The organism is Phenylobacterium sp. (assembly GCF_035309685.1).
GTDB lineage: Bacteria > Pseudomonadota > Alphaproteobacteria > Caulobacterales > Caulobacteraceae > Phenylobacterium.
On sequence record NZ_DATGEX010000013.1, the window covers coordinates 1 to 22,321 of the forward strand.

Here is a 22,321-nt window from a genome sequence, read left to right on the forward strand (position 1 = left end):
GGGCAGTGGGTGAGCGCGCGCTCGGCGCAGGCGCGGTGCAGAGGGGCGATGGCGCCGGCGTCGAACAGGGGATGCTCGTCCTTCAGGTCCTGCGGCAGCCAGATGCCCATGTTGCGGTCGCGGACCTCCCGCGCGGTGGTCCAGCGGCCGGTCTGGCTCCAGCGGTCGCCCTTGGCGGTGGGCTTGCCGCACATCGGGCAGAGCATCTCGCGCACCGACTTGCGCTGGCGGAACAGGTGGTTGCGGGAATAGAGCGGCTTGCCCTCGCCCGGCGCCCAGGCCTGGCCGACCGCCAAGACGCCATCGACGCTCGGACAGGGCGCGACCGCGCCCATCGGCTCCTTCGACCAGCTGGTCACCCAGGGGACATCGACGCCGACCTTTAGCTTGGGGTGCTGCGCCACGGTCAGGCGGAGGGCGTGGGCGTCGGGGACGGGGTCGGCGACGTGGCGGGCGGCGTCGCACTGGGCGCCGGCGCGGCGTCGGCGGGCGGGGCGCGGCGGATCGAGAGGATCTTCACCGGCTTAACCAGGATCTCGCCCTTCATGGCTCCGACGCCGGCGTTGGGATCGGTGGGCATGCCCAGGATCTGGCGCACGATCGGCATGCCGTCGGTCACGTGTCCGAAGGCCGCGAAGCCCGGGTCGGTCGGCGTGGCGTCCAGGTAGCTCATGTCGCCGACGCAGAGCACCCAGTCGGCCTGGGCGGTGCCCGGCGCATAGCGGCCCATGGAAATCGTCCCGTCGCCGTGCTTGAGGCCCGTCTTGATGGTGCTCTCGTGGGCGATGGGCGGCAGCTTCTTCTTCACGTCGTCGCGCAGGCCGCCCTGGATCGAGCCGTAGTCGTTGGTGGTCTGGCCCGGCGGCTTCGACGCCCGGTAGAAGGTCGAGCCGTCATAGAGCTTGCGGTCGACGTATTTGAGGAAATTGGCCGTGGTGATCGGCGCCTTGTCGGCGGCGAGTTCAACGGTGATCGCGCCCACGGTGGTGGTGATGACCACGCGGGGGTTGGGGGCCTGGGCCCAAGCCTGGGAGAAGGGCGCGGCGGTCGCGAAGGCGACCGCGGCGGTGAGGGCGAGGAGGGTGCGGCGGAGGAGCATGGCGCAAGCCTACCCGCGCGCCGCGGCGCCTGCCAGACCCTCGCGGCCGGCCAAGGCGGCTACATCGGCGGCTTGGCGCCGTTCTCTCCGACCGACACAGCGCCGGCCATCATGCCGTTGGCGGTCTTCTGGACCACCATGAAGACGGGGATCCCGACCTTGACCATGTCGCGCTTGCCCGGGCCGATCTGCACCACCGGCACATTGGCGGGCACGGTGATGTGGCGCTGGCCGTAGGAGTAGGAGACGTCGAGCTCGCGCGAGCCCTTCTTGCCGGTGACGACGGTGCCGACCGTGCCGTTGGTCATCATCGAACCCGGCTTCAGGTCCCAGCCGTAGTGCCCTTCGCCCATCTTCACGCCGGGCGGGAAGACGTGGACCTCCAGGCTTTCGCCCTGGCCCTCGGCCTTGGGCATTTCGGTGGTGCCGATGAAGCTGCCGGGCTGGATGGCGTCGATGGCGACGGCCTTGGTCACCGAGACCGACCAGGCGGGCGTCAGATTCACGACCTGCGGGCCCTTGTCGGTCTTCAGCGTCAGTGAGGCATCGGTCATGGCGGTGACCACGCCGCGCACGACCGTGGGGCCGGCCGCCGAGGCCGGCGGCTGGGCGAAGGCGGCGGTGGCGGTGAGTGCGAGGGCGGTTGCGGCGATGGAGAGCTTCATGGCGTGTTCCCGGTCGGCCGTTCCTTCGTGAACGCCGTTCCGTCGTGGAATAGGAAGCCTTGACGTGCGCGTCAACTTAGCCGGGCTCTCAAAACCTCCACCGCAGCGGCAGCGTGCAGGGGAGGCTTCTTACTTCCGCGCGGCCGCCGTCTGCGCGCGGACCGGCTTGAACTCCGAGGCGGCGTTCCAGGTCGGCCAGCGGCTGGAGTTGGCGAGGTCGCGGCCGACTTCGTAGAAGAGGTCGATGTCGGCGGCGGCGCCGGAGAGGTCCCAGTCGGCATGCCAGTCGTCGCAGACCTGATGGTAGCACTTGGTTGTGTAGTCGTTGACCCAGGCGTCGCCGGCCGCGCGGCCGCCCTTCACCAGGTCCGGCCCCGCCGCCATCCCCATGATCAGCAGCGTCGGGACGCCCCGCTTGGCGACGCTGAAGTGGTCGGCGCGGTAGAACAGCGCCTTTTCCGGCGCCGGGTCGGGGGTGATCGTGCGGCCCTGACGGGCGGCGGCCCTGGCGAGGTCGGCCTCCAGGCTGTTCTGGCCGGCGCCCACCAGCACCAGGTCGTGGCTCGCCCCGGCGGTCTGGACCACGTCCATGGTGAAGTCGCCGGCGGTGGTCGCCAGCGGGAACTTCGGATGGGCCGCGTAGTATTCGCTGCCCAGCAGGCCCCGCTCCTCGGCGGTCCAGACGCCGAAGACGACGCTGCGCCGCGGCCTTGGGCCATGGGCGAAGGCGCGGGCGATCTCCAGGACCCCCGCCACGCCCATGCCGTCGTCGATCGCGCCATGGCGGATGGTGTCGCCGGTCGCGTCCGCCGGACCCTGGCCGAAGGCGTCCCAGTGGGCGCCGAACATCACGCTCTCGTTGGGCCGCGTGGTCCCGGGGATCTGAGCCAGGACGTTGTGGCTCATCAGCTTGGCGGTCTTGACGCCCATGTCGGCGGAGAAGCTGGCGCTGGTCAGGGTCACGGGTTTGAAGCCGTAGGTGCGGGCCTGTTTCTTCAGGGCCTCGAAATCGAGGCCGCTGGCCTTGAAAAGGTCGACGGCGATGTCGCGCTGGATCCAGCCCTGCAGCAGGGGATGGACCTTGTCCGGGTCGGGGCGGACCACGTCGTAGCTCTCGCCGTTGGAGGCCACGACCGTCGACCAGGGATAGGCGGCGCCGGCGGTCTCGTGGACGATCAGCGCGCCGAGCGCGCCCCGGCGGGCGGCCTCCTCGTACTTGTAGATCCAGCGGCCGTAGTAGGTGGCCGCCTTGCCGCCGAACTTGCCGGCCACCGGCTCGCCCGGCAGCGCCTCGAAGTCGGGGTCGTTGATCAGGATGACGGCGATCTTGCCCTTCAGGTCGACGCCTTTGAAGTCGTCCCAGCCGCGCTCCGGCGCGGTGACGCCGTAGCCCACGAAGACCAGCGGGGCATTGGCGATCACCACCCGGTCGGTGGGCCGCTGCGTCCAGGCCATGATCTGCTTGGTCTCGGCCAGCGCCTGGGTCTTGCCGCCGGCGGTGAGGCTGAACTTCGGGTCCGGCGCTACGGTGAAGCGGATTAGCGGCACGGCCTGGGTCCAGCCGCCCTTGTCGCCCGCGGGCTTGAGGCCCAGCGCTTTGAACTGGGCGGTGAGCCAGGCGATCGTCCCGGCCTCGCCCGGGCCGCCGGGCGCGCGGCCGTAGAGCTTGGCGTCGGCCAGCACCTTCACGTCGGCGGAGAGGCGGGCTGGGGAGATGGGGTTCGGAGGAGGCTTCTGAGCGAGGGCTGGCGAGACCGCGAGGAGCCCGGCCGCGGCGAGAGTCAGTGAGAGGGTGCGCATGGCGCAACCCTAGCCGAAAGCGGGCGACTTTCACGAGAGGGGGCGGCCAATCTGAGCCTTAAATCTCATGGCTGCCAGTTGACTTGCCCGGACCCGCAAGCTCGCATCTGACCATGCGATCGAAGGGCCGGAAGCATCCTGAAGGATGCCCGCCTGGCGTCAGCCCGCTCCTATCCAAGAGCGCCGCCCCAAACGAAAAGGGCCGGCGCTTCGAAAGCGCCGGCCCCAATCTGTTCACGCGACCCCTGGGGGCCAGGCGTTGAAGTCCTTAGGCGGCTCCGAGCTGCCCGGCGGACGTCTTGCCGTTACGCGGGTCCTTTTCCAGCTCGTAGCTGATCTTTTGACCTTCGTTCAGCGAAGACATGTTGGCCCGCTCGACGGCGGAGATGTGCACGAACACGTCTTGGCCGCCGTCATCGGGCTGAATGAAACCGAAGCCTTTTTGGCCGTTGAACCACTTCACGACACCAGTCGCCATATTAGTATCCCCTTCCGGGTATCAAGTATTCACGCGCCCACGATGGACGGCATGATCAAATTTTCGGAGAGGGTCGAGGGCGGTTCCGGCGCCCGACTGTGAAATCGGGGGTGGAGAGCGGGCGAGCCAAAACGATATTCGATGGCGCCATCTTTCCATGACCTGGCGCAAGACGCAAGGCAATTCGCGAAACCTTCGCTTAAAAGGGGAGACAGCGCGCTGTTTTACCTATAGAAATCTAGGTCGCTCAATCATCCAGTAACAATCCCGGGGCCGCGGCGTCCGCGCCGCGCTTTAGAAGGATCAACGACCATGGCCATCCGCGGCGCCGCCGATCGTGAAACCCTGACCGTGGCGCGCCACGAAGGCCGCTGGGCGGTCGAACACCAGGGCGTGTTCTCCGACCACACCGCCGAAAAGGAAGAGGCCAAGGCCGCCGCCAACAAACGCGCCCGCGCCCTGCAGGACCAGGGCCGCCCGTGCCAGGTGCGGGTGAGCGGCGAACACGGCTTCTTCGCGGACGCGTGACACCCATGAGCACCCAAGCCCCCAAGCCCGCCCGCCGCCGCGGCTCCGCCGCCGAAGAGGCTCGCTACGCCATCGAACAGGCCGAGGCCGACGGCGTGTCGCGCGAGGACATGACCCTGCGCATGACGCTGCGCGACGCCTCGGAACTGAAGCGCGACCCCAAGGTGGCGGTGGCCGACATCACCTTCGGCGAGGGCGGCATGCGCTACCTCGGCGTGGCGGTGGACCAGGGCGGCGGGGTGACCCAGTCGATCCTCGACCGCGGCGACACCGGCTATGTGCGGGGCGCCGCGCCCGAGCCGCCGCCCGCCAAGCCCAAGGCGGTCCGCAAGAAGGCGGTCAACGCCGACGGCACGCCCAAGGCCAGGGCGCCGGCGAAGGCCAAGGCCGTCAAGGCTCCCGCCACCGTCGAATAGGGCCACCGTCGCCTGAGGGCGGCGCTTACCTCGCTCCGGCGCAGCTGGCCGGGGTCAGCTCTTGCTGATCGCCGCCTGCATCGCCTTGATCTTGTCGAGGTGCGTCTGGACGGTGGGCGCGATCTTGGCCGCGCCGCCCTTCAGGCCGGCGTCGGAGCCGTCCTTGGCGTAGCCGTTCATCAGATCCAGCGCCTCGGTGTGCGCGGCCACCTGCTGGTCGACGTAGGTCTTGTCGAAGTCGGCGTCGCTGGCCTTGTTCAGATGGTCGATGAAGCCCTGGCGGCGGTCGTCCAGCTTATCGGCGGGCTTCTGGCCGGCGGCGGCGACCAGCGGGGTCATGGCCTTCGTGCTGGCCGTATGGTCCTTGATCATCATCTTGGCGAAGGCCTTGATGTCAGGGTTCTTAGACCGCTTTTCGGCGATCTGCGCGGCCTGGATCTCGTACATGTCGCTCTGGCTGGCGTTGGAGACGAAGGCGGCGGTGTCGTGCGGACCGATGGTGTTGGCGCTGGCCGCGCCGACCGCGGCGCCGGTGGCGTCCTCGGCCTTGTTGACCGCGGCGCCGGTCGCCGAGGCCGCGTCGGAGGCGGTCGTGCTCGCCGGCTTGTTGCAGGCGGTCAGCGACAGGGCCGCGGCGGCGGCGGCGCTGAGCATAAGGGCGTGTTTCATGATGGCGTCTCCCGGGTTGCTGCGGGGAGACAAAAGCCTTGCGCCGCAACGGGTTCCCCGGTTGCGCGCTACGCCGCAGCGTCAGTTGCTCTTGAGCGGCTTGCCCTGCGTCCACTCGTAGAGCTGTTCCTGGTCGATCATCCGCCGCTCCGCATATTGGCGGCGCGTGGCGCAGACCTCAACGGGGAAGCGGCTGCCGATGGGCGTCTCCTTGTGGCAGAGCACCTCGGTGGGATCCTTCTGACTGTCAGGCACGCGTTTGCCGGTGACGGTGACGCCATCGAGGTTGTGGGGCTTCGACGCATCCGCGGCCTTTTCGGCGGGGGTGGCCGCCGGCGTCGCCGTCGAGCCGAAGGTGACCTGGCCGAACCCTTGCGCCGCGGCCGGGCCGGGCGAGGACAACAGTCCGCAGGTTGCGACAAACCCCATGGAGATCAGCAGTTTACGCATCGTCAATCTCGCCCGAACGCCGATTTCTGAAAGATAACACGTTACCGGTTTCTGGCAACGCGCCGGATTGCGACGCTATTTTTGGGCGGCCTCGACGCGTGAGAGCCCCGCGTGCAGCCAGCCGCTCTCGTTGGAGTTCTTCGAGGCGGCCAGCAGCCGGTCCAGCGCATGTTTGCGGGCGGCGAGCGCAGCGGCGTTCTTCGGCTCTGCGGCGAGCGCGGCGCTGGTCAGCCGCAGCGCCAGCGCCGGGTCGCTGGCCACGACGGCCTCGGCGCGCGCGGCGACCGGCGTCGCCCCGCCGGCGATCCTGACCAGCTCCGCGTCGGCGGCCAAGGGCGCGGTCGCGTACATGGTCGCCGGGTCGCCGTCGAACCAGCCCGCGTAGCCCTCGTAGACGCCGCGCACCGACCAGGAGATCGCGCCATAGCCCTCGCCCACATAGAGCTCCGGCGGCAGCTTGATCTCCTTCATCAGGGTGTAGGCGTCCTTGCCCTGGTTCATGCCCCGCACGGTGGCGTCATGCACATAGAGGATGGCGTCGCGGTACTGGGTCAGCACGCGCTGGACGTTGGTGGCGCCGACGATCGGCACGCCATGGCTCGGCAGCACGATCTCGGGTTTGAGCGCCAGGACCTTGTTGATGGATTCGACGTAGTTCAACGCCGGGCGCGGCGGGGTCCCCCGCAGCGTGTACATGTTGGGGAACGACGCATAGTAGTTGTCGCCGATGAAGAGCGCCTTCAGCTCCGGGATCCAGACGTTGAGCATGTCCGGCGTCTCGCCCGGCATGGCAAGGCAGTCGAAGGTCAGGTCGCCCAGCTTGAATTTGTATTCCTTGTCGAACAGCACGTCGGCGAGCTTCGGCGCGGCGTAGTTCCCTGGGTTCAGGCCGGCCCGGACCGCGCCGGCCCCTAAACCTCCAACTGGGGCCTGGTACTGGGCGGCGTTGCGCATGGCGAAGAAGCCGGCCAGCCGCTCCTGGTAGTTGCGGAATTCCACCGAGTTGGACTGCTCGATGACCTGGGTCCCGGCCTCCTTCCAGGCGCTGACGCCGCCGGTGTGGTCGCCGTGGCCGTGCGTCAGGATGATGGCTTTGATCGGCGTCTTGTCCTCGGCGCGTAGAAGGCTGTGGTGCCGTGCGGCATTCATCGGCAAGGACGTGTCGATGATCACGTCGCCGGCCTTGGTGGTCACCATGAAGGTGTTGCCAAAACCGGTGGCCTGGAAAATCCGCCCGCCCGCGAAGGCGAGCGCCTTGGTCTGGTTCGCGCCGGCCCCGGTGGGCTGGGCCGCGCCGAGGCCCAGGTCCTGGGCGGCGGCGGCCGAGGTCAGGCCGAGCGCCAGTACGAGGGGCAAGAAGATACGCATGATCGGACTCCCTGGGCGCCCTCGACCGCGCTTGACGAATGAGCCTGGGCAGGGCTCATCCGGCCTTATGAACGACGCCCCTGAGAATGATCGTGAGGCCGCCAGGCGCAAGCTGGTCGGCCGCGCCATGGTGGTCGGCCTGCTGCTGCTGGTCGCCGTCTATTCGCTCTTCACATTTCTCGGCCGGCGCTGACGCGCCGGTTTGGGCCTGGGTCTGGGCCGGGTGCTAGCCCGACCCAGCCGGCGGCAGACGCGGCTATTTCGCTTCGGCGGCCGCCTTCATCGTCGCCAGCAGATTGGTGAACTGGGCGGTGCGCTGGGCCTTGTCCTTGGCCTTGTCTTCCGCCTCGTGCTTGGGCAGCGCGTCGGCGTCGTAGACCAGCGTGTAGAGCAGCTTCGAGGTCTTCTTATCGATCGGCTGGATTTCCACGGTGCCGTGGTAGTCGATCGGGCTCTTGGGCTGGGAGTAGGTGTAGGACCAGGCCGTCTTGGCGACCAGCAGCTCTCGCACGCGGCCGGCGATGGTGCGCACCGAGCCCACCTGGCCTTCCGTGCCGGCCACCGTGCAGGTGGTCTTGAACCAGGGGCCGATCAGGCAATAGCCGCTGATCTTCGGCCAGGCCTTGTCGGCCGGCGCATTGACCGTGGTCTCCAGCGGAATGGTCACGAAGTCTTCCGCGCAGGCGGCGCCCGCCGCTGTGACGGTCAAGACCGCGATGGCGGCGGCGGCGAGTTTCAGGTGCATGTCGGTTTCCCCCAGTTGCTTTGGTTGGCCCTAACTGTGCGCAGGCGACGCGGCGGAAGCCAAGAGGCTGTGCGCAGGAGCACTCTAGGCGGCGCTGGCCAGGCGAAGCGTGGCCCGCACCCCGGAATGGGCGGCGTCGTAGATCACCTCTGAGTTCAGGCTGGCGGCCATGGCCCTGATCAGCCGTCCGCCGAGGCCGGTGCCCTGCACCGCGCCGTCGGGCGGCATGCCGGCGCCGTCATCCTCGACGGTGAGCATCAGGCTCCCGCCGCCGTCGGCCAGGCGGATGCGCACCTCGCCGGGCTCGCCGCGGCGGTAGGCGTATTTGCAGGCGTTGGTCACCAGCTCATTGACGATCACGCCCACCGAGACGGCCCGGTCGGTCTCCAGCCGCACCTCGTCGGAGACCAGGCGGAGGCGCCGCGGCGACGCGGCCGAGGAGAGCGTGTCCTCCAGTTCGCGCACCAGGGCCTCCAGGTAGTCCTGCATGTTGACCGAGGTGACGTCGCCCGAGGAGTAAAGGCGGCGGTGCACCTGGATGATCGCCTCGATGCGCCGCTGGGTGTCCTTCAGCGCCGAGCGGGCGACGCCTTCGTCCACCGCCTGGGCCTGCATCTGCACGAAGGCCGAGACCAGCTGCAGGCTGTTGGCGACGCGGTGATTGACCTCGCCCAGCAGGGCCTCCAGGCGGGTGTTGCTGGCCTGCAGGTCGAGTGTGCGGCTGGCGACCTCGGCCTCCAGCCCGCGATTGAGCTCGGCCAACGCCGCGCGCGAGGCGGTGAGGTCGCGGGTGTAGCGCAGGATGATCAGCAGGGAGCCCGCGCCCACGGCCAGCAGCAGAAGGCCGGCGGCGACGCTGATGACGATCAGCCGGTCGACCGACGCGCGCCGCGCCTGGTCGCGCTCGGCGAGCTTCTTCTGCTCCTCCGCCAGCATCGTGTCGGTCTGGCGGCGGATGTCGCGGGCGATGGCGACGCCGGTGTCCTGATAGAAGCCCGAACTGTCGTGGGCGCCGCCGCGGGCGAAGGCCAGGGAGACGTCGATCGCCTGGGTCTGGCGAGCGAGCAGGGTGCGCAGGGTGGCGACATTGGCCCGCTGCGCCGGATTGTCGGCGGTGAGCTGGCCGATGCGCGCGGCGGCGGCGTCGACCTGGCCGCGGATGGTCTTAACCCCGGTCACGAAGCGCTCGTCGTGCGACAGCAGATAGCCGCGGCGCGCCGTCTCGATCCGCTCGTCCAGCGCGCGGAAGTCGGAGATCGCCGACTGCACCTGGTAGGTGTGGGCCACCAGGCCGGTGAAGTTGATGTTGCGCGCCAGCACCGAGGCGGCGATCGCGCCCACCACCACCAGGGTGAGGAATCCGAGCGCCACGCAGCCGACCACGAGGGTGTTGAAGATCCGCTCGCCGCGGACCTGGCGATGGGCGCGGTCGGCGGCCTCAGCCGGCAAGGGACTCAAGTTCGGCGGCGTCGATCTCCTCGTTGGAATAGACCTTCTGGACGTCGTCATCGTCGTCGAGGGTCTCCAGGAGCTTCATCAGCGAGGACGCCGCATCTCCGGTGATCGGGGTGCGGGCCTTCGGGCGCCAGACGATATTAGTCGACTTGGGCGCGCCAAGCGCGGTCTCCAATGCCGCAGCCACGTCGGCCAGGTCGGCGAAGGCGGTGTAGATGATGTGGCCGTCCTCGTCGGACTCCACATCCTCGGCGCCGGCCTCGATGGCGGCCTCCATGACCTTGTCCTCGCTGCCGGCCTCGGGCGGGTAACCGATCTCGCCCACCCGGTCCCACATGAAGGACACCGAGCCCGTTTCACCCAGATTTCCGCCGTATTTCGAGAAGGTCGAACGCACGGTGGCGGCCGAGCGGTTGCGGTTGTCGGTGAGCACCTCGACGATCACGCCGACGCCGCCCGGGCCAAAGCCCTCGTAGCGGATTTCCTCATAGGCCTCGGCGTCGCCGCCCGACGCCTTCTTGATCGCCCGGTCGATGACGTCCTTGGGGAGCGACTCGCCCTTGGCGTTGTTCACGGCGAGCCGCAGGCGGGCGTTCATGTTGGGGTCGGGGAGGCCCGATTTGGCCGCCACCGTGATCTCCCGCGAGAGCTTGGAGAACAGCTTGGAGCGCGCGCTGTCGGCGCGGCCCTTGCGGTGCATGATGTTCTTGAACTTGGAATGTCCGGCCATGGTCGGTCTGCGCGGGTCCCGTACATAAGGAGGGGACTGCTTCTAGCCTTCGGGGCGGCGCGCAGGAACCCCTGCCATGCGCGCGGGTTAGCCCACCCGGAAGATGGAGGCCGACCATGAGCGAACAGGTCTACGACGAACTGGACGGGACGACACCGGCGTCTGCGCCGGCCGCCAACGGGGAGCTGGTCCATTGGATGGACCGCCCGCCGCTGAAGGTCGGCGCGGCCGGGGTCTCGATCACCGCCAGCGCGGCCTTCACGCTGGGCGTGGTCACCGCCGTCGGCGTTCTGGCGCTGGCCCACTGGCTGGGCCCGGAGCGGGTGGTCGAGATGCGGCGCATTCGCCGGACTTAGGTCTGTCCACGAACCACACGAACGGCTTCGCGCCTTCGAGACTCCGCGGCAGCGGAGGCTCGGTCGATTCAACCGCGGAGAACGCCAAGATCGCAGAGGAGAGGATGATCGCGATGGCCGTGCGACTGGCGCGGCCTCTTTGCGATCATGGCGTTCTCTGCGGTTTGAAAAAAGGACTGCCCGCTGCGCGGGCCTCTCAGGACCAGAACCCGTTCGTGTGGTTCGTGGACGATCTAGCTGCGCCGGGAGACGATCAGCGGCAGGCCGCCTTTGGGGCGCAGCGCGATGTCGGAGGTGACCTCGACCCGGTGGCCTGGAGCCGGCGCGAACTCGAAACGGGCGAGCCATTCGGTGAGCATCAACAGCGCCTCGGCCGTCGCGAACTGGGCGCCGATGCAGATGCGGGGGCCCGCGCCGAAGGGGATGTACTGGAAGCGGTGCTGCGCGGCCCGGGCCTCCGGGGCAAAGCGTTCGGGGTCGAAGGCGTCGGGCTTGTCCCACAGGGTCTCGTGCCGATGCAGCACCCAGGGCCAGACGCCGAGGTAGTCGCCCTTCTTCACCTTGAGGTCGCCCAGCTGGTCGTCGGCCAGCGCCTGGCGGTCGATGCGCGGGGCGGGCGGATAGAGCCGAAGCGCCTCGTCCAGCACCCAGCGCAGGTAGACGAGCCGGCCGAGCACCGCCGCGGGATCGCCGCCGCCGGCCAGCGCCTCGCGCGCCTCCTGCGCCGCCCAGGCCTGGGCCTGCGGCTGTTCGCTCAAGAGGTAGAGGGTCCAGGCCAGCGCATTGGCCGTCGTCTCGTGGCCGGCGACCAGGAAGGTGACGGCGTTGGAGAGCGCCAGCCTGGCGGCGTCCTCCGGCGGATGGTCGGCGGCGAAGGCGGCGATCAGCCGGGTCATGAAATCCGCCGGCGGGCTCGGATCGGCCTGGCGCTGGGCGATGAAGGCGGCGATGCGCTCGGCGAGATAGGCCGTGCCCCGCCGGCCTGCGCGGGCGCGGCGGGTGGGGCTGAACCGGGAGAGGCCGAGGTAGGCCATGATCCCGACCTCGCCCACCCCGGCCAGCATGGCGGCCACGTGCTGGGCCGCCTCGTCGCCCGCCAGGCCCGGTTCGGCGGAAAACAGCGCGCGGCTGATGATGTCGAAGGTCGCCCGCGTGGCGGTCGCCGCCACGTCCACGACGGCGGGTTCCGGGTGTTCCCAGGCGTCGGCTGTGTCCTGCGCCACGGCGGTGAAGATCGGCAGGAAGTCGCCGATGGCGGCGGGCGTGAACACCGGCGCCATCAGGCGGCGCTGGCTGCGCCACGGCGCGCCGTCTGCGCCAAACAGGCCGTCGACGATCAGCGGAAAGACCCGGGGCAACAGGCTGGGCTTGGGATAGTTTTCCACGTTGTCGAGCAGCACGCGGCGGATGGCCTGCGGATCGTTGATCGCGTGATAGGTGGCGCCCAGCAGGGTGTTGCTGGTGACGGGGCTGCGGAAGCTCTCGGCGGTCCACCACTGGACCAGGTCGTGGGACGCCCCGCCGAACAGCTGGTTCAGCGCCGACGCCGGCTTGTCGAGCCGCGCCGGCGCGGCGGGAATGAAGGCCGGGGTGTCGATCGCCTGGACGCTCATGGCGCTCTCCGCGAGGTTCGCCAGCGGAAGGTGCGCCTCATGCTGCGTTGCAGCAAACGAGGAAATGGGCGTGGATTTGTGAGGTCAGCTCACGGCCGGGCTACGCCACCGGCTCGCAGTCGATGCGGCCGACGCCGCCGTGCTGCAGCAGGAAGACGGCGTCCTGCGGAACGTCCTGCTGGCCGGCCTCGTCCCGCGGCAGGCCCGCGTAGAGACCGCGCAACACGCGTCCGGAGATGCCGTGGGAGACGGCGATGATCTTGCGCTCCGGCTCGGGCGGGAGGCTCGCCAGCCAGTCGCCGACGCGGGCGCAGACGCCCTCGTAGGTCTCGCCGTCGGTGGGGGCGTCGAAAGCCCAGCCTGTCTTGCCGAAGGTCTCCGGGTGCTCGGCCTCGATCTCGGCGCGCAGGCGACCGTCGAAGGAGCCCCAGCTCATCTCCTGCAGGCGCGCGTCGAGCTCGACCGGCAGGCCGCCGATCTTTGCCGCGACGATCTCGGCGGTCGAGCGCGCGCGGCCGAGCGGGCTGGAGACGATGCGCCAGCCGTCGGGCTCGCGGATCAGGTCGCGCAGCAGGCGGCCGACCGCCTTGGCCTGGCGCAAGCCAAGCTCCGTGAGCGGACTATCCACATGGCCCTGGATGCGGCGCTCGCGGTTGAACTCGGTCTGGCCGTGCCGAACCAGGTAAATCATCCGAGGTAGATCACCGCTTGCGGCGCACGACCGGATGGCTGGTCGAAAGGCCGCCATCGACCGCGATGGTCTGGCCGTTGACGTAGGAGGCGTCGTCGCTGGCCAGGAACAGGCCGGCGTGGGCGATCTCGTCGGGGACGCCGTAGCGGGTGAGCGGGTTGAGCTGGCCGATCTTGTCCTCGTTGCCCCGCGCCCGCGCGCCGTCGAAGATCGGCTTGGTCATGCCGGTCTCGATCAGGCCGGGCGCGATGGCGTTGACCCGCACGCCGGTGCCGTAGAACTCATTGGCCGAGGTTTGGGCGAGGCTGATGACCCCGGCCTTCGATGCCGAATAGGCCGGACCCCCGGCGCCGGAGCGGATGCCGGCGACCGACGCGGTGCAGATGATCGAGCCCTTGCCGGCCGGGATCATCACCCGGCTGGCGTGCTTCACGGCCAGGAAGGCCCCGATCAGGTTCACCCGCAGGATCTCGGCCCAGTAGTCGGCGGTCTGCTCGTCGAGCGGCGTCCAGCCGCCGGAGATCCCGGCGTTGGCCCAGACGACGTCGAGCGAGCCGAACTCGGCCTGGGCGCGGTCGATGTAGGTCTTCACGAAGGCTTCGTCGCCGGCGTCGCCCTGCAGGGCGATCGCCTTGCCGCCGGCCTGGCCGACCATCTGCGCGGTTTCCTCGACGCTGTCGGCGCGGTCGGCGCAGACGACGCTGGCGCCTTCGCGGGCGAACAGCAGGCTGGCGGCGCGGCCGATGCCGCTTCCGGCGCCGGTGATGACGGCCGTGCGGCCCTGGAGACGTCCCATGATCTTATCCCTATGCGTTCGCTTTGGCGCGGCTGGCCGCGGCGGTGATGGCGTCGACGAAGGTGTCGTAGAGGCCGGGCGGCAGGTCATGGCCCATGCCCGGGATGATGCGCAGCTCCGCGCCAGGGATGGCCGCCGCCGTCGCCTCGCCGCCGACCTTCATGAGGAGCGGGTCGTCCGCGCCATGCAACACGACGACCGGCAGCTTCAGGCGCTTCAGGGCCTCGGTGCGGTCGCCGTCGGCGCCCACGGCGTTGCGCTGGCGCACGACGCCCTTGGGATTGAAGGCGCGCTGGTGCTCGGCGATGACGCGGGCGCGGTTCTCCTCATCCGTCCACGGATAGGCGGGACTGCCGATGGTGACCGCATTGGCCATGCGGTTCTTCACAAAGGCCTCGAAGTCGGCCTTGGGGTCCGGCGGCGGGACGTTCAGCACCGCGGCCGCCTCGGGCGTCGACTTGAAGGCCTCGGGTGCGCCGGTGGTCGACATGATCGAGGTCATCGACAGGACCCGCTCTCGATGGTCGAGGGCCATGCGCTGGACGATCATGCCGCCCATCGAGACCCCGGCGATGTGGGCTTTCTTCACCCCGGCGGCGTCCAGCACCGCGATGCCGTCGCGGGCCATGTCGGCCAAGGTGTAGGCGCTCTCCGGCCAGGTGGAGAGGCCGGTGTCGCGGTTGTCGAAGCGGATGGCGCGGTAGCCTTTGGCGACCAGCTTTTCGCAGAACGCCTCCGGCCAGCGGGTCATCTGCGAGCCCAGGCCATTGACCATCAGGATGGTCTCCGGCTGTCCGTCCCCGAAGCTCTGGTACTCGATCTCGACGTCGCCGTTCTTGGCGCGGGGCATGTGAAGCCTCCTCAGGTCTCAGGTGATCAGGACGTTGATGGCCAGGCCCGCCCCGATCGCCAGGCAGAGCGGAGAGTAAAAGGCGCGGTTGAGGCGATGGAAGGGCAGGCCCTCGGCGCGGCGCCAGAGGGCCGGGAAATAGCCGGCGAGGCCCCGGCCCAGGAAGACCAGGGTGACGACGAAGTAGGCGCCGGCGGCCAGCATGTCCCAGGGCGCCGGGACCTTGGCGCGAGACGCCAGGACCACCCCGGCCGCCGCGCCGATCGCCAGCGCGACGGCGAGCGTGATCGCCCGGCCGGGCCAGCGGGTCCCCGGCGTCACATAGATCGCCAGCGGCTGACCCTTGGGCGCCGGCCAATGCGCGCCCAGCGCCCAGCTGAAGTGCAGGGCGGCGATGGCGGCGATCAGGGCGCCCAGCGTCAGCGTGATCGTCAGGCCCATCGTGATGCTTTCAGGGGATCAGCAGCACACGGCCGATGGCCTGCCGGCTTTCGATGTAGCGGTGGGCCTCGGCGGCTTGCGCGAGCTTGAAAGTCCGGTCGATGACCACTTTCAGGCTGCCGTCGGCCACATCCTGGATCAGCTGCTGGATGTTGTCGTGCACCCGGTCGGTGGCGATCTCAGCGCCCAGGAAGACGCCCGAAAGCGTGCGGTTGCCGCCCATCATCGAGCCCACGTCGACGACCATCGGCTCGCGGCCCGCGGCGCCGACCATCGAAACGCGGCCCCGGTAGGCGAGGCTGGCGATCGAGCTCTGCAGGGTGGGCCCGCCGACACTGTCGACGATCACGTCGGCCATGTGCTTGTCGGTCAGCCGCGCGACCTCCTGGGCCACGTCATCGCGGCTGTAGTTGATGCCGTGGGTGAGGCCGAGCGGCTTCAAGGCCTCCAGCCGCGCGTCGGAGGAGGCGGTCGCCAGCACCATCGACGCCCCGGCCCGTGCGGCCAGCTGGATCGCGGCGACGCCGACGCCGGAGGCGCCGGCCTGCACCAGGACGATGTCGCCCTTCTTCATGCGGCCGAACTCGAACAGGCAGTCGTGCGCGGTGCCGAAGGGCACGGGGATGGCGGCGGCCAGGCGCACGTCCATGCCGGGCGGGATCACCCAGGCGGTGCGGGCGGCGACGGCGCGCAGCTCGGCATGGCTGCCGAAGGCCCCGGTGGTCACCGCCTTGTCGCCGACGCGGATGTTCTCGACCTCCTCGCCCACCGCGACCACCTCGCCGGCGGCCTGGTAGCCGACGATGTGCGGCTTGGTCGCCAGCGCGCCGCGGAAGCGGTTCAGCGTGTCGCCGCCCTCGATGGAGACCGCCTCGACGCGGATGACGATGCCCTTGCGGTGGCATTCGGGATCGGGAACCTCCTCGTACTTGAGGACGTCCGGGCCGCCGTTTTCATAATAGACCGCAGCCTTCATGGCGCCGCCTCCCACTTGCTGACTTCAGCCAAACATCTGTTTGACGAAACGCATCCCATGCGGCGATTGCAGGCGCAAGACGGCAAGGCCCGGCGCAGAACCCGGGCGCGCGGCTGGCAGCTTGCGGTTGCATAACTTCTCTATAAGTTTCTCCTATTACAGTGACGCTTGAATTGGCTTGAGGACCGTGGCGTGCCGGGTGGCGTGAACGTCTTTTTCGTCTGTGGGGCGCCCAAATCCGGGACGACCTGGCTGCAGAGCGTGCTGGACGCCCATCCGGAGGTCTGCTGCTCGGGCGAAGGCCATTTCGTGCAGCGATTCAGCCTGCCGGCCGCGCAGATGATCAACGCCTACAACGCCCAGCTCGGCGTGGAGGCCGAGAAGGTTTACGAGGGCCGCCCAAGCTATCAGCCGGTCGACCAGGAAGAGTTCGACGACATGGTGCGCGCCTTCATCCTGCGCCGGATGGGTGCGCGGGCGAGCGCCGAGACGCGCTGGATCGGCGACAAGACGCCGGCCTACGTCAAGCAGTTGGGGCGGCTGCATCACCTGTTCCCGCAGGCCAGGATCCTGCACATGGTCCGCGATCCGCGCGACGTGGCGGTCTCCAGGCTGAGCTTCGAGGCCCGCGCCGGCCGCTCGCGCGCGCTGGCGCCTGGCGAGGACGACCGCCGCAAGGTCGTCGAAGCGGCGATCGGCTGGTGGAAGGACGCCATCACGCGGGTAGACGCGTTCTCCAAGGCGCATCCGGGTCTGGTGCATGAGGTGACCTATCGCGACCTGCATGCCGATCCGATTCTGACGTCGGCGGGCCTGTTCGGTTTCCTGGGCGTCTCGACCGAGCAGGTGCAGCTGGAGCGCATCGCCGCGGCGACCTCCTTCGAGGCGATGAGCGGGCGGCCGCCAGGCGTGGAGGACGCCAGTTCCTTTCTGCGCAAGGGCGTGCCCGGCGACTGGCGCAACGGGCTCGATGCGGACAGCGTCGAGCTGATCCAGGAACAGTGCGGCGAGCTGATGCGCGAGCGGCGCTTCGCGGCCTGAGGCCCAGCCTGCCGCCGGCCTGACGCAGGCCTGATGACATTGTCGCCGGTCTCCCCGACACTGCGGTTGCGGCAGAGGGCAGGGCGATGACTCGAGCGTTGGTGCTGGGCGGCGGCGGACCGGTGGGCATCGCCTGGGAAAGCGGGCTGGTGGCGGGCCTGGCGCAGGGCGGCGTCGATCTCGGCCAGGCAGACTTCACGCTCGGCACCTCGGCGGGCTCCTTCGTCGGCGCGCGGCTGGCGCTGGGCGCGGACACGCCGACCTTCGCCGACGCGATTATCGCCGACCGCATCCCCGGAGAACAACGGCCTTCCCCCAGCCGTGGCGGCGCGGGCGGCGGCCCGCCGCCGGACCTGACCGCGCTGATGCGGCTGATGGGCGAGGCGCAGGGCGGGGTGCGCAACCCGGCCGAGGTGCGCCAGGAGATCGGCGCCTTCGCGCTGGCCGCCGCGACCATGCTCGAGGCGGCCTTCCTGGAGACCTTCGGCAAGTCGTTCTCCACCCTGCCGGTGGACGCCTGGCCGGACCGCGGCTTCGCCTGCACGGCGGTGGATGCGGAGACCGGGGCCTTCCAGCTCTGGACGAAGGAGTCCTGCGTGGGCGTGGTCCGCGCGGTGGCCTCGAGCTGCAGCGTGCCAGGGATCTATCCGCCGGTGACCCTGAACGGGCGGCGCTACATCGACGGCGGCATGCGCTCCTCGACCAACGCCGACATGGCCGCGGGCCACAGGCTGGTGATCGTGGTCGCGGTGCGGTTGGGCGCGGCGGGCGGCGCGCTGGGCGAACGGATTCAGGCGCGCTTCGACGAGGAGGTCGAGACCCTGAAGGACGGCGGCGCGACGGTGGTGACGATCACGCCCGACGAGGACGCCGTCGCGGCCTTTGGCCCCAACCTGATGGATTTCCGCCGCCGCCCGGACGCGGCGCGCGCGGGCCTGGCCCAGGGCCTTGCCTATGCGGCGGACGTGAAGCCCTACTGGGACGCGCGATGAGCCGCGCCCTTGTCCTCGGCGGCGGCGGCCCCGTGGGCATCGCCTGGGAAAGCGGCCTGATCGCCGGCCTCGCCCAGGGCGGCGTCGACCTGGGCGAGGCCGACCACATCCAGGGCACCTCCGCCGGCTCTTTCGTGGGCCTCCGGCTGGCCATGGGCGAGCCCTGCGCGACCCTCGCCGATCCGATCCTCTCCGACGCCACCAGCATGGTGCGCAATGTCGCGCGAAGCACGCGCAAGCCGCCGGACCTGACCCAGGTGATGCGGATCATGGCCAAGGCGAAGGAGGCCAAGCGCGATCTCGCCGAGGCGCGCGCGGAGATCGGCGCCCTGGCGCTCGCCGCGCCGACCATGTCCGAGGACGAGTACATCCAGAGTTTCGGCCGCCAGTTCGCCGCGCTGGCGGACGACGCCTGGCCGGCGCGCAGCTTCGCCTGCACTGGCGTGGTCGCCGAGACCGGGGCCTTTGAGCTGTGGACCCAGGACTCCGGCGTCGGCGTGGGGCGCGCCGTGGCGGCCAGCTGCAGCTTCCCGGGCATCTATCCGCCGGTCACCATCAACGGCCGGCGCTGGATCGACGGCGGGGCGCGGTCGATGACCAACGCCGACCTGGCTGCCGGCTACGACGTGGTGCTGATTGTGCAGGTGCGGATGAGCGAATGGACGCCCGGCGGAGCGCTCGCCAAGCTGTTCGACTGCCTGGCGGAAGAGACCGCCAGCCTGGAGGCGGGCGGCGCGGCGGTGCTGTCCATCTTGCCCGACGCCGCCGGCGTGGCCGCGCTCGGCGGCAATCCCATGGACTTCGAGAAGCGCGCCGGCGCCGCCCGCGCCGGGCTCACCCAGGGCCTGGCGATCGCCGACAGCGTCAAGGCGGTCTGGGGCTAGGCGCGGGACGAGAAAAAGGCCGCCGGCGACGGCGGCCCTTTCCATGACGTGATCGGCGGTCGCCTTAGGCGACCGCGGTCCGGCGGCGGCTGGCGCGCAGGGCAGTTCCGGCGCCGAAGAAGCCGGTGAGCATCAGCGCCCAGGCGGCCGGCTCCGGCACGGCGCCGCTCGCGGTGAAGTCCGGGCCGTAGAAGCCGTTGTTGCTGAAGGGGTTTGTAGGGTCGCTGAGCGATCCGCCGCCGGCGTAGGTCGCCCCCACATAGTGGACTTGCGAGATCGTCGAGATCGTGTCGCCCGATCCCGGGAAGACGACAGGATCGTCGCCGGTGGCGTAAAGGGCGCCGATGAAATAGGTCCCGGCCGCCAGGGTGACCGGCGACACGTCGACGTAGCGGACCTTGTCGATCAGCGTTCCCGAGGTCCCGGAGCCGAGCGTGGCGGAAACCATCAGGTTGTTGCTGTTGTCCCAGATGCCGATGTCATAGCGGTCGGCCAAGCCATCGCCGTCCTGGTCATAGACGCCCAGGGCATCCACGTTGATCGCGGACAGGACATCGAATTGCCAGCCCAGGGTGAAGGGCGGATTGCCCAGAGTGCTGGCGCTGGTGTCGCTGAAGCTGAGCGCCGGCGTACCCGCATACGCCGCCGACGTTGCGACGACCGCCATGGCTGCGCCGGCGAGAAGAGTGGTGATCCGCATGTTGTCTCCCCCTTGAAAGGTGGCAATTCGCGTCGTTAAAAATTCGTAAACGGACCCAATCACCGCAGAGCAACCTGCGCAATTGGAAACACGTCTCAGGCGAATCTCGCAAGAAGAGCGGGGGATTGTCGTGCGAGTTTTAAGTCAAGCACTCCGGCAGAGATATAAAAAACCTATAGTGAGCTAGTCCGAATTCTTCTTCACAAAGGCGCGGATGGCGGCGACGATCAGGTCCTGATCGTCTTCCTTCAGGTAGGGGTGCATGGGCAGGCTGATCACCCGGCCGGCCTTGGCCTCGGTGACCGGCAGGCCGCCCGGCGCGATCGGATAGCCGGAATAGACGCCCTGCCTGTGGATCGGGATCGGGTAGTAGACCGCGGTCGGCACGCCCTGTTCGCGGAGCGCGGGGCCCAGGTCGTCGCGACCTGCAACTTCGATGGTGTACTGGGCCCAGACGCTGACGCCGCCATCCAGCACCGTGGGCGTCTTCACGAGGTCGCCCAGGCCCTGGGCATAGCGGTCGGCGACGCGGTTGCGGGCGGCGATCTCGTCCTCGAAGATCTTCATCTTTTCCAAGAGGACGGCGGCCTGGATGGTGTCCATGCGGGAGTTCATCCCGATACGGACGTTCAGATATTTCGGGTCGTGCTCGAAGGTCTTGCCGACGATGTCCGACTTCACCGCCTGGCCGTGGACGCGGAGCGAGACCAGGAGGTCGTGGAAGCCCTCGTCCTTGCTGAGCACCGCGCCGCCGTCGCCGTAGCAGCCGAGCGGCTTGGCCGGGAAGAAGGAGGTGGTGGTGACGTCGGCCCAGTGGATCGGGTGCTTGCCATCCAACGTGCAGCCGAAGCCCTGGGCGGAGTCGCTGATCAGTTTCAGGCCGTGTTTGGCGCAGACCCGCGCGATGGCCGGATAATCCGCCGGGCCGCCGAACAGGTCGACGGCGATCACCGCCCTGGGCGTCAGCTTGCCCTCGCGCTTCACCGCCTCGATGGCCGCCTGCAGGCTTTCCGGATCGAGGTTATAGGTCTCCGGATCGATGTCGACGAACACCGGCGAGGCGCCGACCAGCGGCATGGCCTCGGCGGTCGCGGCGAAGGTGAAGGAGGGGCAGAACACCGCGTCGCCCGGCCCGATCCCCCAGGCCATCAGCGGCAGCACCAGGGCCTCGGTCCCCGAGCCGCAGGAGAGCGCGTAGGGCGCCTGGCCGAAGGCGGCGAGCTGGCGTTCGAACTCGGCGATCTCGGGGCCCATGATGTAGGCGCCGGAGCGCACGACCTTGAGGATCGCATCCTCGAGCGGCTGACCGAGCCGCGCGCGCTGCGCCTGCAGGTCGATGAACGGGATCATGAGCGGACCTCTTGCCGATTGCGGGCGGGCCTATGGCATGTGTCGCCCGGCCACGCCAAAACACGCTTGGTGTCGCGGTGTTTCGGCGCTTAGGTCGCGAGCGACAAGCTGGAGGACCGCATGCCGAAATTCATCGCGCTCTACATGGGGTCGGTCGAGGCCAGCAAGCGGGGCGAGGCGAACCCGCCGACGCCGGAGCGGATCGGCCAGGGAATGGCCGCCTGGGGTAAGTGGATGACCGACCACGCCGATGTCGTGGTCGACCCCGGCGGCCCGCTCGGCAAGACCAAGCGGGTCTCCCCGGGTGGTATAGCCGACAGCAGCAACTTCGTTACCGGCTACACCATCCTCGAGGCGGACTCCGCGGAGGCGGCGGCGAAGCTGTTCGAGGGCCATCCGCACTTTTCGATCTTCCCGGGCGACTCCGTTGAGATCATGCCCGTGATGCCGATCCCCACGGCGCCCTGATTTAGAACATCAGCGGCGGCAGGTTGACCGTGAGGGTGCCGACCACCTCCGGACCGCAGGTCTTCGGCAGGAACGGGCAATTCGCCCGCGTGCGGTCGGTGCCGACCCAGCGCAGGTCGAAGCCGAGCGTCTTCCACCGGCTCGCGGCGCCCAGGCTCCAATAGGCGCGGGTGTGGTTGCGGCCGCCCCATTGGTCGCCGACGATCGCCTTCAGGGTGAGGTCGGGGGTCAAGGCGTAGTCGGCGTCGGTCTCGACCCGCCAGACCTTGCCGGAGCGGTAGGAGCCCTGCGGCACGAAGGCGGCCAGGGTCGAGGTGGTGAGCTTGCCCCACACCCGCTTGCCCGCGATCTCATAGGTCAGGAAATCATAGGTTGGCCCCGGCGTGCGGTTGTTCGGGAAGACCGAGTCCATGAGCTGCAGTTTCAGCTCGGTCCTGCCGCCGTCGAACTCGAGGTTCTTGCCGCCGTACCAGTCCAGCTCGTAGCTGGTGTGGCCGGGGTCCTTGAAGTCGACCTGGCTGGCGAACAGCCCGGCGTACCAGCCGTCGGGGCGCCAGTAGTGGACGTTGCCCTGCACCGCGGCGTTGCCGTCGGTGTTGCTGGCGCCCTGGTAGCGGTAGTCGCTGGTGAGCGCGATGAACGAGAACAGGCCGCCCGCCTCGTTCGCGGCAAGCGCCGCCGGCGGACCGGTGAGGGCCAGGATCAGCGCGGACGCGGCGAGGGCGGCTTTCATCCATCAGTGTCTAGCTTCGCAAGCCTC

The 22,321-nt window shown here is 69.3% G+C and carries 27 protein-coding genes and 1 pseudogene; 8 read left to right on the forward strand and 20 right to left on the reverse strand.

Going from position 1 to position 22,321, the window contains the following annotated elements:
- The 5 genes and pseudogenes from VKQ35_RS02760 to VKQ35_RS02780 all read right to left on the reverse strand — a co-directional run.
- Positions 1-404 (reverse strand): annotated as a pseudogene (locus tag VKQ35_RS02760) (hypothetical protein); the annotation flags it as partial.
- Between the two features lie 2 nt (positions 405-406).
- The gene (locus VKQ35_RS02765; protein WP_324358523.1) at positions 407-1,099 is read right to left on the reverse strand and encodes a peptidylprolyl isomerase; all 693 of its coding nucleotides are present in this window, start codon (positions 1,097-1,099) and stop codon (positions 407-409) included.
- 59 nt (positions 1,100-1,158) lie between these two features.
- Positions 1,159-1,764, reverse strand: coding sequence for a hypothetical protein (locus VKQ35_RS02770; protein WP_324358524.1), 606 nt, complete (start codon positions 1,762-1,764; stop codon positions 1,159-1,161).
- Between the two features lie 129 nt (positions 1,765-1,893).
- Positions 1,894-3,564: a M28 family metallopeptidase gene (locus VKQ35_RS02775; protein ID WP_324358525.1), complete on the reverse strand. Its 1,671-nt coding sequence runs from the start codon at positions 3,562-3,564 to the stop codon at positions 1,894-1,896.
- Between the two features lie 268 nt (positions 3,565-3,832).
- Positions 3,833-4,042 (reverse strand): cold-shock protein, encoded by a 210-nt coding sequence (locus tag VKQ35_RS02780; protein ID WP_324358526.1) that lies wholly within the window; start codon positions 4,040-4,042, stop codon positions 3,833-3,835.
- A 312-nt stretch (positions 4,043-4,354) separates the two neighbouring features.
- Here VKQ35_RS02780 and VKQ35_RS02785 point away from each other — a divergent pair, with 312 nt between their 5' ends.
- Both VKQ35_RS02785 and VKQ35_RS02790 read left to right on the forward strand, forming a co-directional pair.
- Positions 4,355-4,570: a hypothetical protein gene (locus tag VKQ35_RS02785; protein WP_324358527.1), complete on the forward strand. Its 216-nt coding sequence runs from the start codon at positions 4,355-4,357 to the stop codon at positions 4,568-4,570.
- Between the two features lie 5 nt (positions 4,571-4,575).
- Positions 4,576-4,986: a hypothetical protein gene (locus tag VKQ35_RS02790; RefSeq protein WP_324358528.1), complete on the forward strand. Its 411-nt coding sequence runs from the start codon at positions 4,576-4,578 to the stop codon at positions 4,984-4,986.
- Between the two features lie 54 nt (positions 4,987-5,040).
- Here VKQ35_RS02790 and VKQ35_RS02795 read toward each other — a convergent pair whose 3' ends face one another.
- The 3 genes from VKQ35_RS02795 to VKQ35_RS02805 all read right to left on the reverse strand — a co-directional run bounded on the left by VKQ35_RS02795 (position 5,041) and on the right by VKQ35_RS02805 (position 7,473).
- Positions 5,041-5,655: a DUF4142 domain-containing protein gene (locus tag VKQ35_RS02795; RefSeq protein ID WP_324358529.1), complete on the reverse strand. Its 615-nt coding sequence runs from the start codon at positions 5,653-5,655 to the stop codon at positions 5,041-5,043.
- Positions 5,656-5,736: 81 nt separating this feature from the next.
- Positions 5,737-6,105, reverse strand: coding sequence for a hypothetical protein (locus VKQ35_RS02800; RefSeq protein WP_324358530.1), 369 nt, complete (start codon positions 6,103-6,105; stop codon positions 5,737-5,739).
- A 75-nt stretch (positions 6,106-6,180) separates the two neighbouring features.
- Positions 6,181-7,473, reverse strand: a complete 1,293-nt coding sequence (locus VKQ35_RS02805) for an alkyl sulfatase dimerization domain-containing protein (protein WP_324358531.1) — start codon at positions 7,471-7,473, stop codon at positions 6,181-6,183.
- 67 nt (positions 7,474-7,540) lie between these two features.
- On the opposite strand from VKQ35_RS02805, the gene VKQ35_RS02810 reads away from it, so the two are divergent.
- A complete protein-coding gene (locus VKQ35_RS02810) occupies positions 7,541-7,666 on the forward strand; it encodes a hypothetical protein (RefSeq protein ID WP_324358532.1) in 126 nt (41 codons plus the stop codon).
- Between the two features lie 63 nt (positions 7,667-7,729).
- Here VKQ35_RS02810 and VKQ35_RS02815 read toward each other — a convergent pair whose 3' ends face one another.
- The 3 genes from VKQ35_RS02815 to VKQ35_RS02825 all read right to left on the reverse strand — a co-directional run bounded on the left by VKQ35_RS02815 (position 7,730) and on the right by VKQ35_RS02825 (position 10,403).
- Positions 7,730-8,218, reverse strand: a complete 489-nt coding sequence (locus tag VKQ35_RS02815; RefSeq protein ID WP_324358533.1) for an SRPBCC family protein — start codon at positions 8,216-8,218, stop codon at positions 7,730-7,732.
- A gap of 84 nt (positions 8,219-8,302) precedes the next feature.
- Positions 8,303-9,676 (reverse strand): sensor histidine kinase, encoded by a 1,374-nt coding sequence (locus VKQ35_RS02820; protein WP_324358534.1) that lies wholly within the window; start codon positions 9,674-9,676, stop codon positions 8,303-8,305.
- A complete protein-coding gene (locus VKQ35_RS02825) occupies positions 9,657-10,403 on the reverse strand; it encodes a YebC/PmpR family DNA-binding transcriptional regulator (protein ID WP_324358535.1) in 747 nt (248 codons plus the stop codon). The genes VKQ35_RS02820 and VKQ35_RS02825 overlap by 20 nt, the downstream gene beginning before the upstream one ends.
- A 116-nt stretch (positions 10,404-10,519) precedes the next feature.
- On the opposite strand from VKQ35_RS02825, the gene VKQ35_RS02830 reads away from it, so the two are divergent.
- Positions 10,520-10,759 (forward strand): hypothetical protein, encoded by a 240-nt coding sequence (locus VKQ35_RS02830; protein WP_324358536.1) that lies wholly within the window; start codon positions 10,520-10,522, stop codon positions 10,757-10,759.
- 233 nt (positions 10,760-10,992) lie between these two features.
- Here the strand turns inward: VKQ35_RS02830 and VKQ35_RS02835 are convergent, their stop codons facing one another.
- The 6 genes from VKQ35_RS02835 to VKQ35_RS02860 form a co-directional block, all read right to left on the reverse strand.
- A complete protein-coding gene (locus VKQ35_RS02835; RefSeq protein ID WP_324358537.1) occupies positions 10,993-12,372 on the reverse strand; it encodes a cytochrome P450 in 1,380 nt (459 codons plus the stop codon).
- A gap of 100 nt (positions 12,373-12,472) precedes the next feature.
- Complete coding sequence (locus VKQ35_RS02840; protein ID WP_324358538.1) at positions 12,473-13,063, reverse strand: histidine phosphatase family protein; 591 nt, start codon at positions 13,061-13,063, stop codon at positions 12,473-12,475.
- A gap of 10 nt (positions 13,064-13,073) precedes the next feature.
- Positions 13,074-13,859, reverse strand: a complete 786-nt coding sequence (locus VKQ35_RS02845) for an SDR family NAD(P)-dependent oxidoreductase (RefSeq protein WP_324358539.1) — start codon at positions 13,857-13,859, stop codon at positions 13,074-13,076.
- Between the two features lie 10 nt (positions 13,860-13,869).
- On the reverse strand, positions 13,870-14,709 hold the full coding sequence (locus VKQ35_RS02850; protein WP_324358540.1) for an alpha/beta hydrolase: 840 nt from the start codon (positions 14,707-14,709) through the stop codon (positions 13,870-13,872).
- 18 nt (positions 14,710-14,727) lie between these two features.
- Entirely contained in the window at positions 14,728-15,150 is a 423-nt protein-coding gene (locus VKQ35_RS02855) for a DUF3995 domain-containing protein (protein WP_324358541.1), read from the reverse strand.
- Between the two features lie 10 nt (positions 15,151-15,160).
- Positions 15,161-16,126 (reverse strand): zinc-binding alcohol dehydrogenase family protein, encoded by a 966-nt coding sequence (locus VKQ35_RS02860; protein ID WP_324358542.1) that lies wholly within the window; start codon positions 16,124-16,126, stop codon positions 15,161-15,163.
- 204 nt (positions 16,127-16,330) lie between these two features.
- Between VKQ35_RS02860 and VKQ35_RS02865 the strand changes: the two genes are divergently transcribed.
- The 3 genes from VKQ35_RS02865 to VKQ35_RS02875 all read left to right on the forward strand — a co-directional run bounded on the left by VKQ35_RS02865 (position 16,331) and on the right by VKQ35_RS02875 (position 19,043).
- On the forward strand, positions 16,331-17,167 hold the full coding sequence (locus VKQ35_RS02865; RefSeq protein ID WP_324358543.1) for a sulfotransferase: 837 nt from the start codon (positions 16,331-16,333) through the stop codon (positions 17,165-17,167).
- 86 nt (positions 17,168-17,253) lie between these two features.
- Positions 17,254-18,159: a patatin-like phospholipase family protein gene (locus tag VKQ35_RS02870; RefSeq protein ID WP_324358544.1), complete on the forward strand. Its 906-nt coding sequence runs from the start codon at positions 17,254-17,256 to the stop codon at positions 18,157-18,159.
- The gene (locus VKQ35_RS02875; protein WP_324358545.1) at positions 18,156-19,043 is read left to right on the forward strand and encodes a patatin-like phospholipase family protein; all 888 of its coding nucleotides are present in this window, start codon (positions 18,156-18,158) and stop codon (positions 19,041-19,043) included. The genes VKQ35_RS02870 and VKQ35_RS02875 overlap by 4 nt, the downstream gene beginning before the upstream one ends.
- Positions 19,044-19,107: 64 nt before the next feature.
- On the opposite strand, the gene VKQ35_RS02880 is transcribed toward VKQ35_RS02875, so the two are convergent.
- Both VKQ35_RS02880 and VKQ35_RS02885 read right to left on the reverse strand, forming a co-directional pair.
- Entirely contained in the window at positions 19,108-19,743 is a 636-nt protein-coding gene (locus tag VKQ35_RS02880) for a PEP-CTERM sorting domain-containing protein (RefSeq protein WP_324358546.1), read from the reverse strand.
- Between the two features lie 183 nt (positions 19,744-19,926).
- Positions 19,927-21,093: a DegT/DnrJ/EryC1/StrS aminotransferase family protein gene (locus VKQ35_RS02885; RefSeq protein WP_324358547.1), complete on the reverse strand. Its 1,167-nt coding sequence runs from the start codon at positions 21,091-21,093 to the stop codon at positions 19,927-19,929.
- Positions 21,094-21,213: 120 nt separating this feature from the next.
- Here VKQ35_RS02885 and VKQ35_RS02890 point away from each other — a divergent pair, with 120 nt between their 5' ends.
- Entirely contained in the window at positions 21,214-21,561 is a 348-nt protein-coding gene (locus tag VKQ35_RS02890; protein WP_324358548.1) for a hypothetical protein, read from the forward strand.
- 1 nt (position 21,562) lies between these two features.
- On the opposite strand, the gene VKQ35_RS02895 is transcribed toward VKQ35_RS02890, so the two are convergent.
- On the reverse strand, positions 21,563-22,294 hold the full coding sequence (locus tag VKQ35_RS02895) for a TorF family putative porin (protein WP_324358549.1): 732 nt from the start codon (positions 22,292-22,294) through the stop codon (positions 21,563-21,565).
- Positions 22,295-22,321 lie beyond the last annotated feature (27 nt).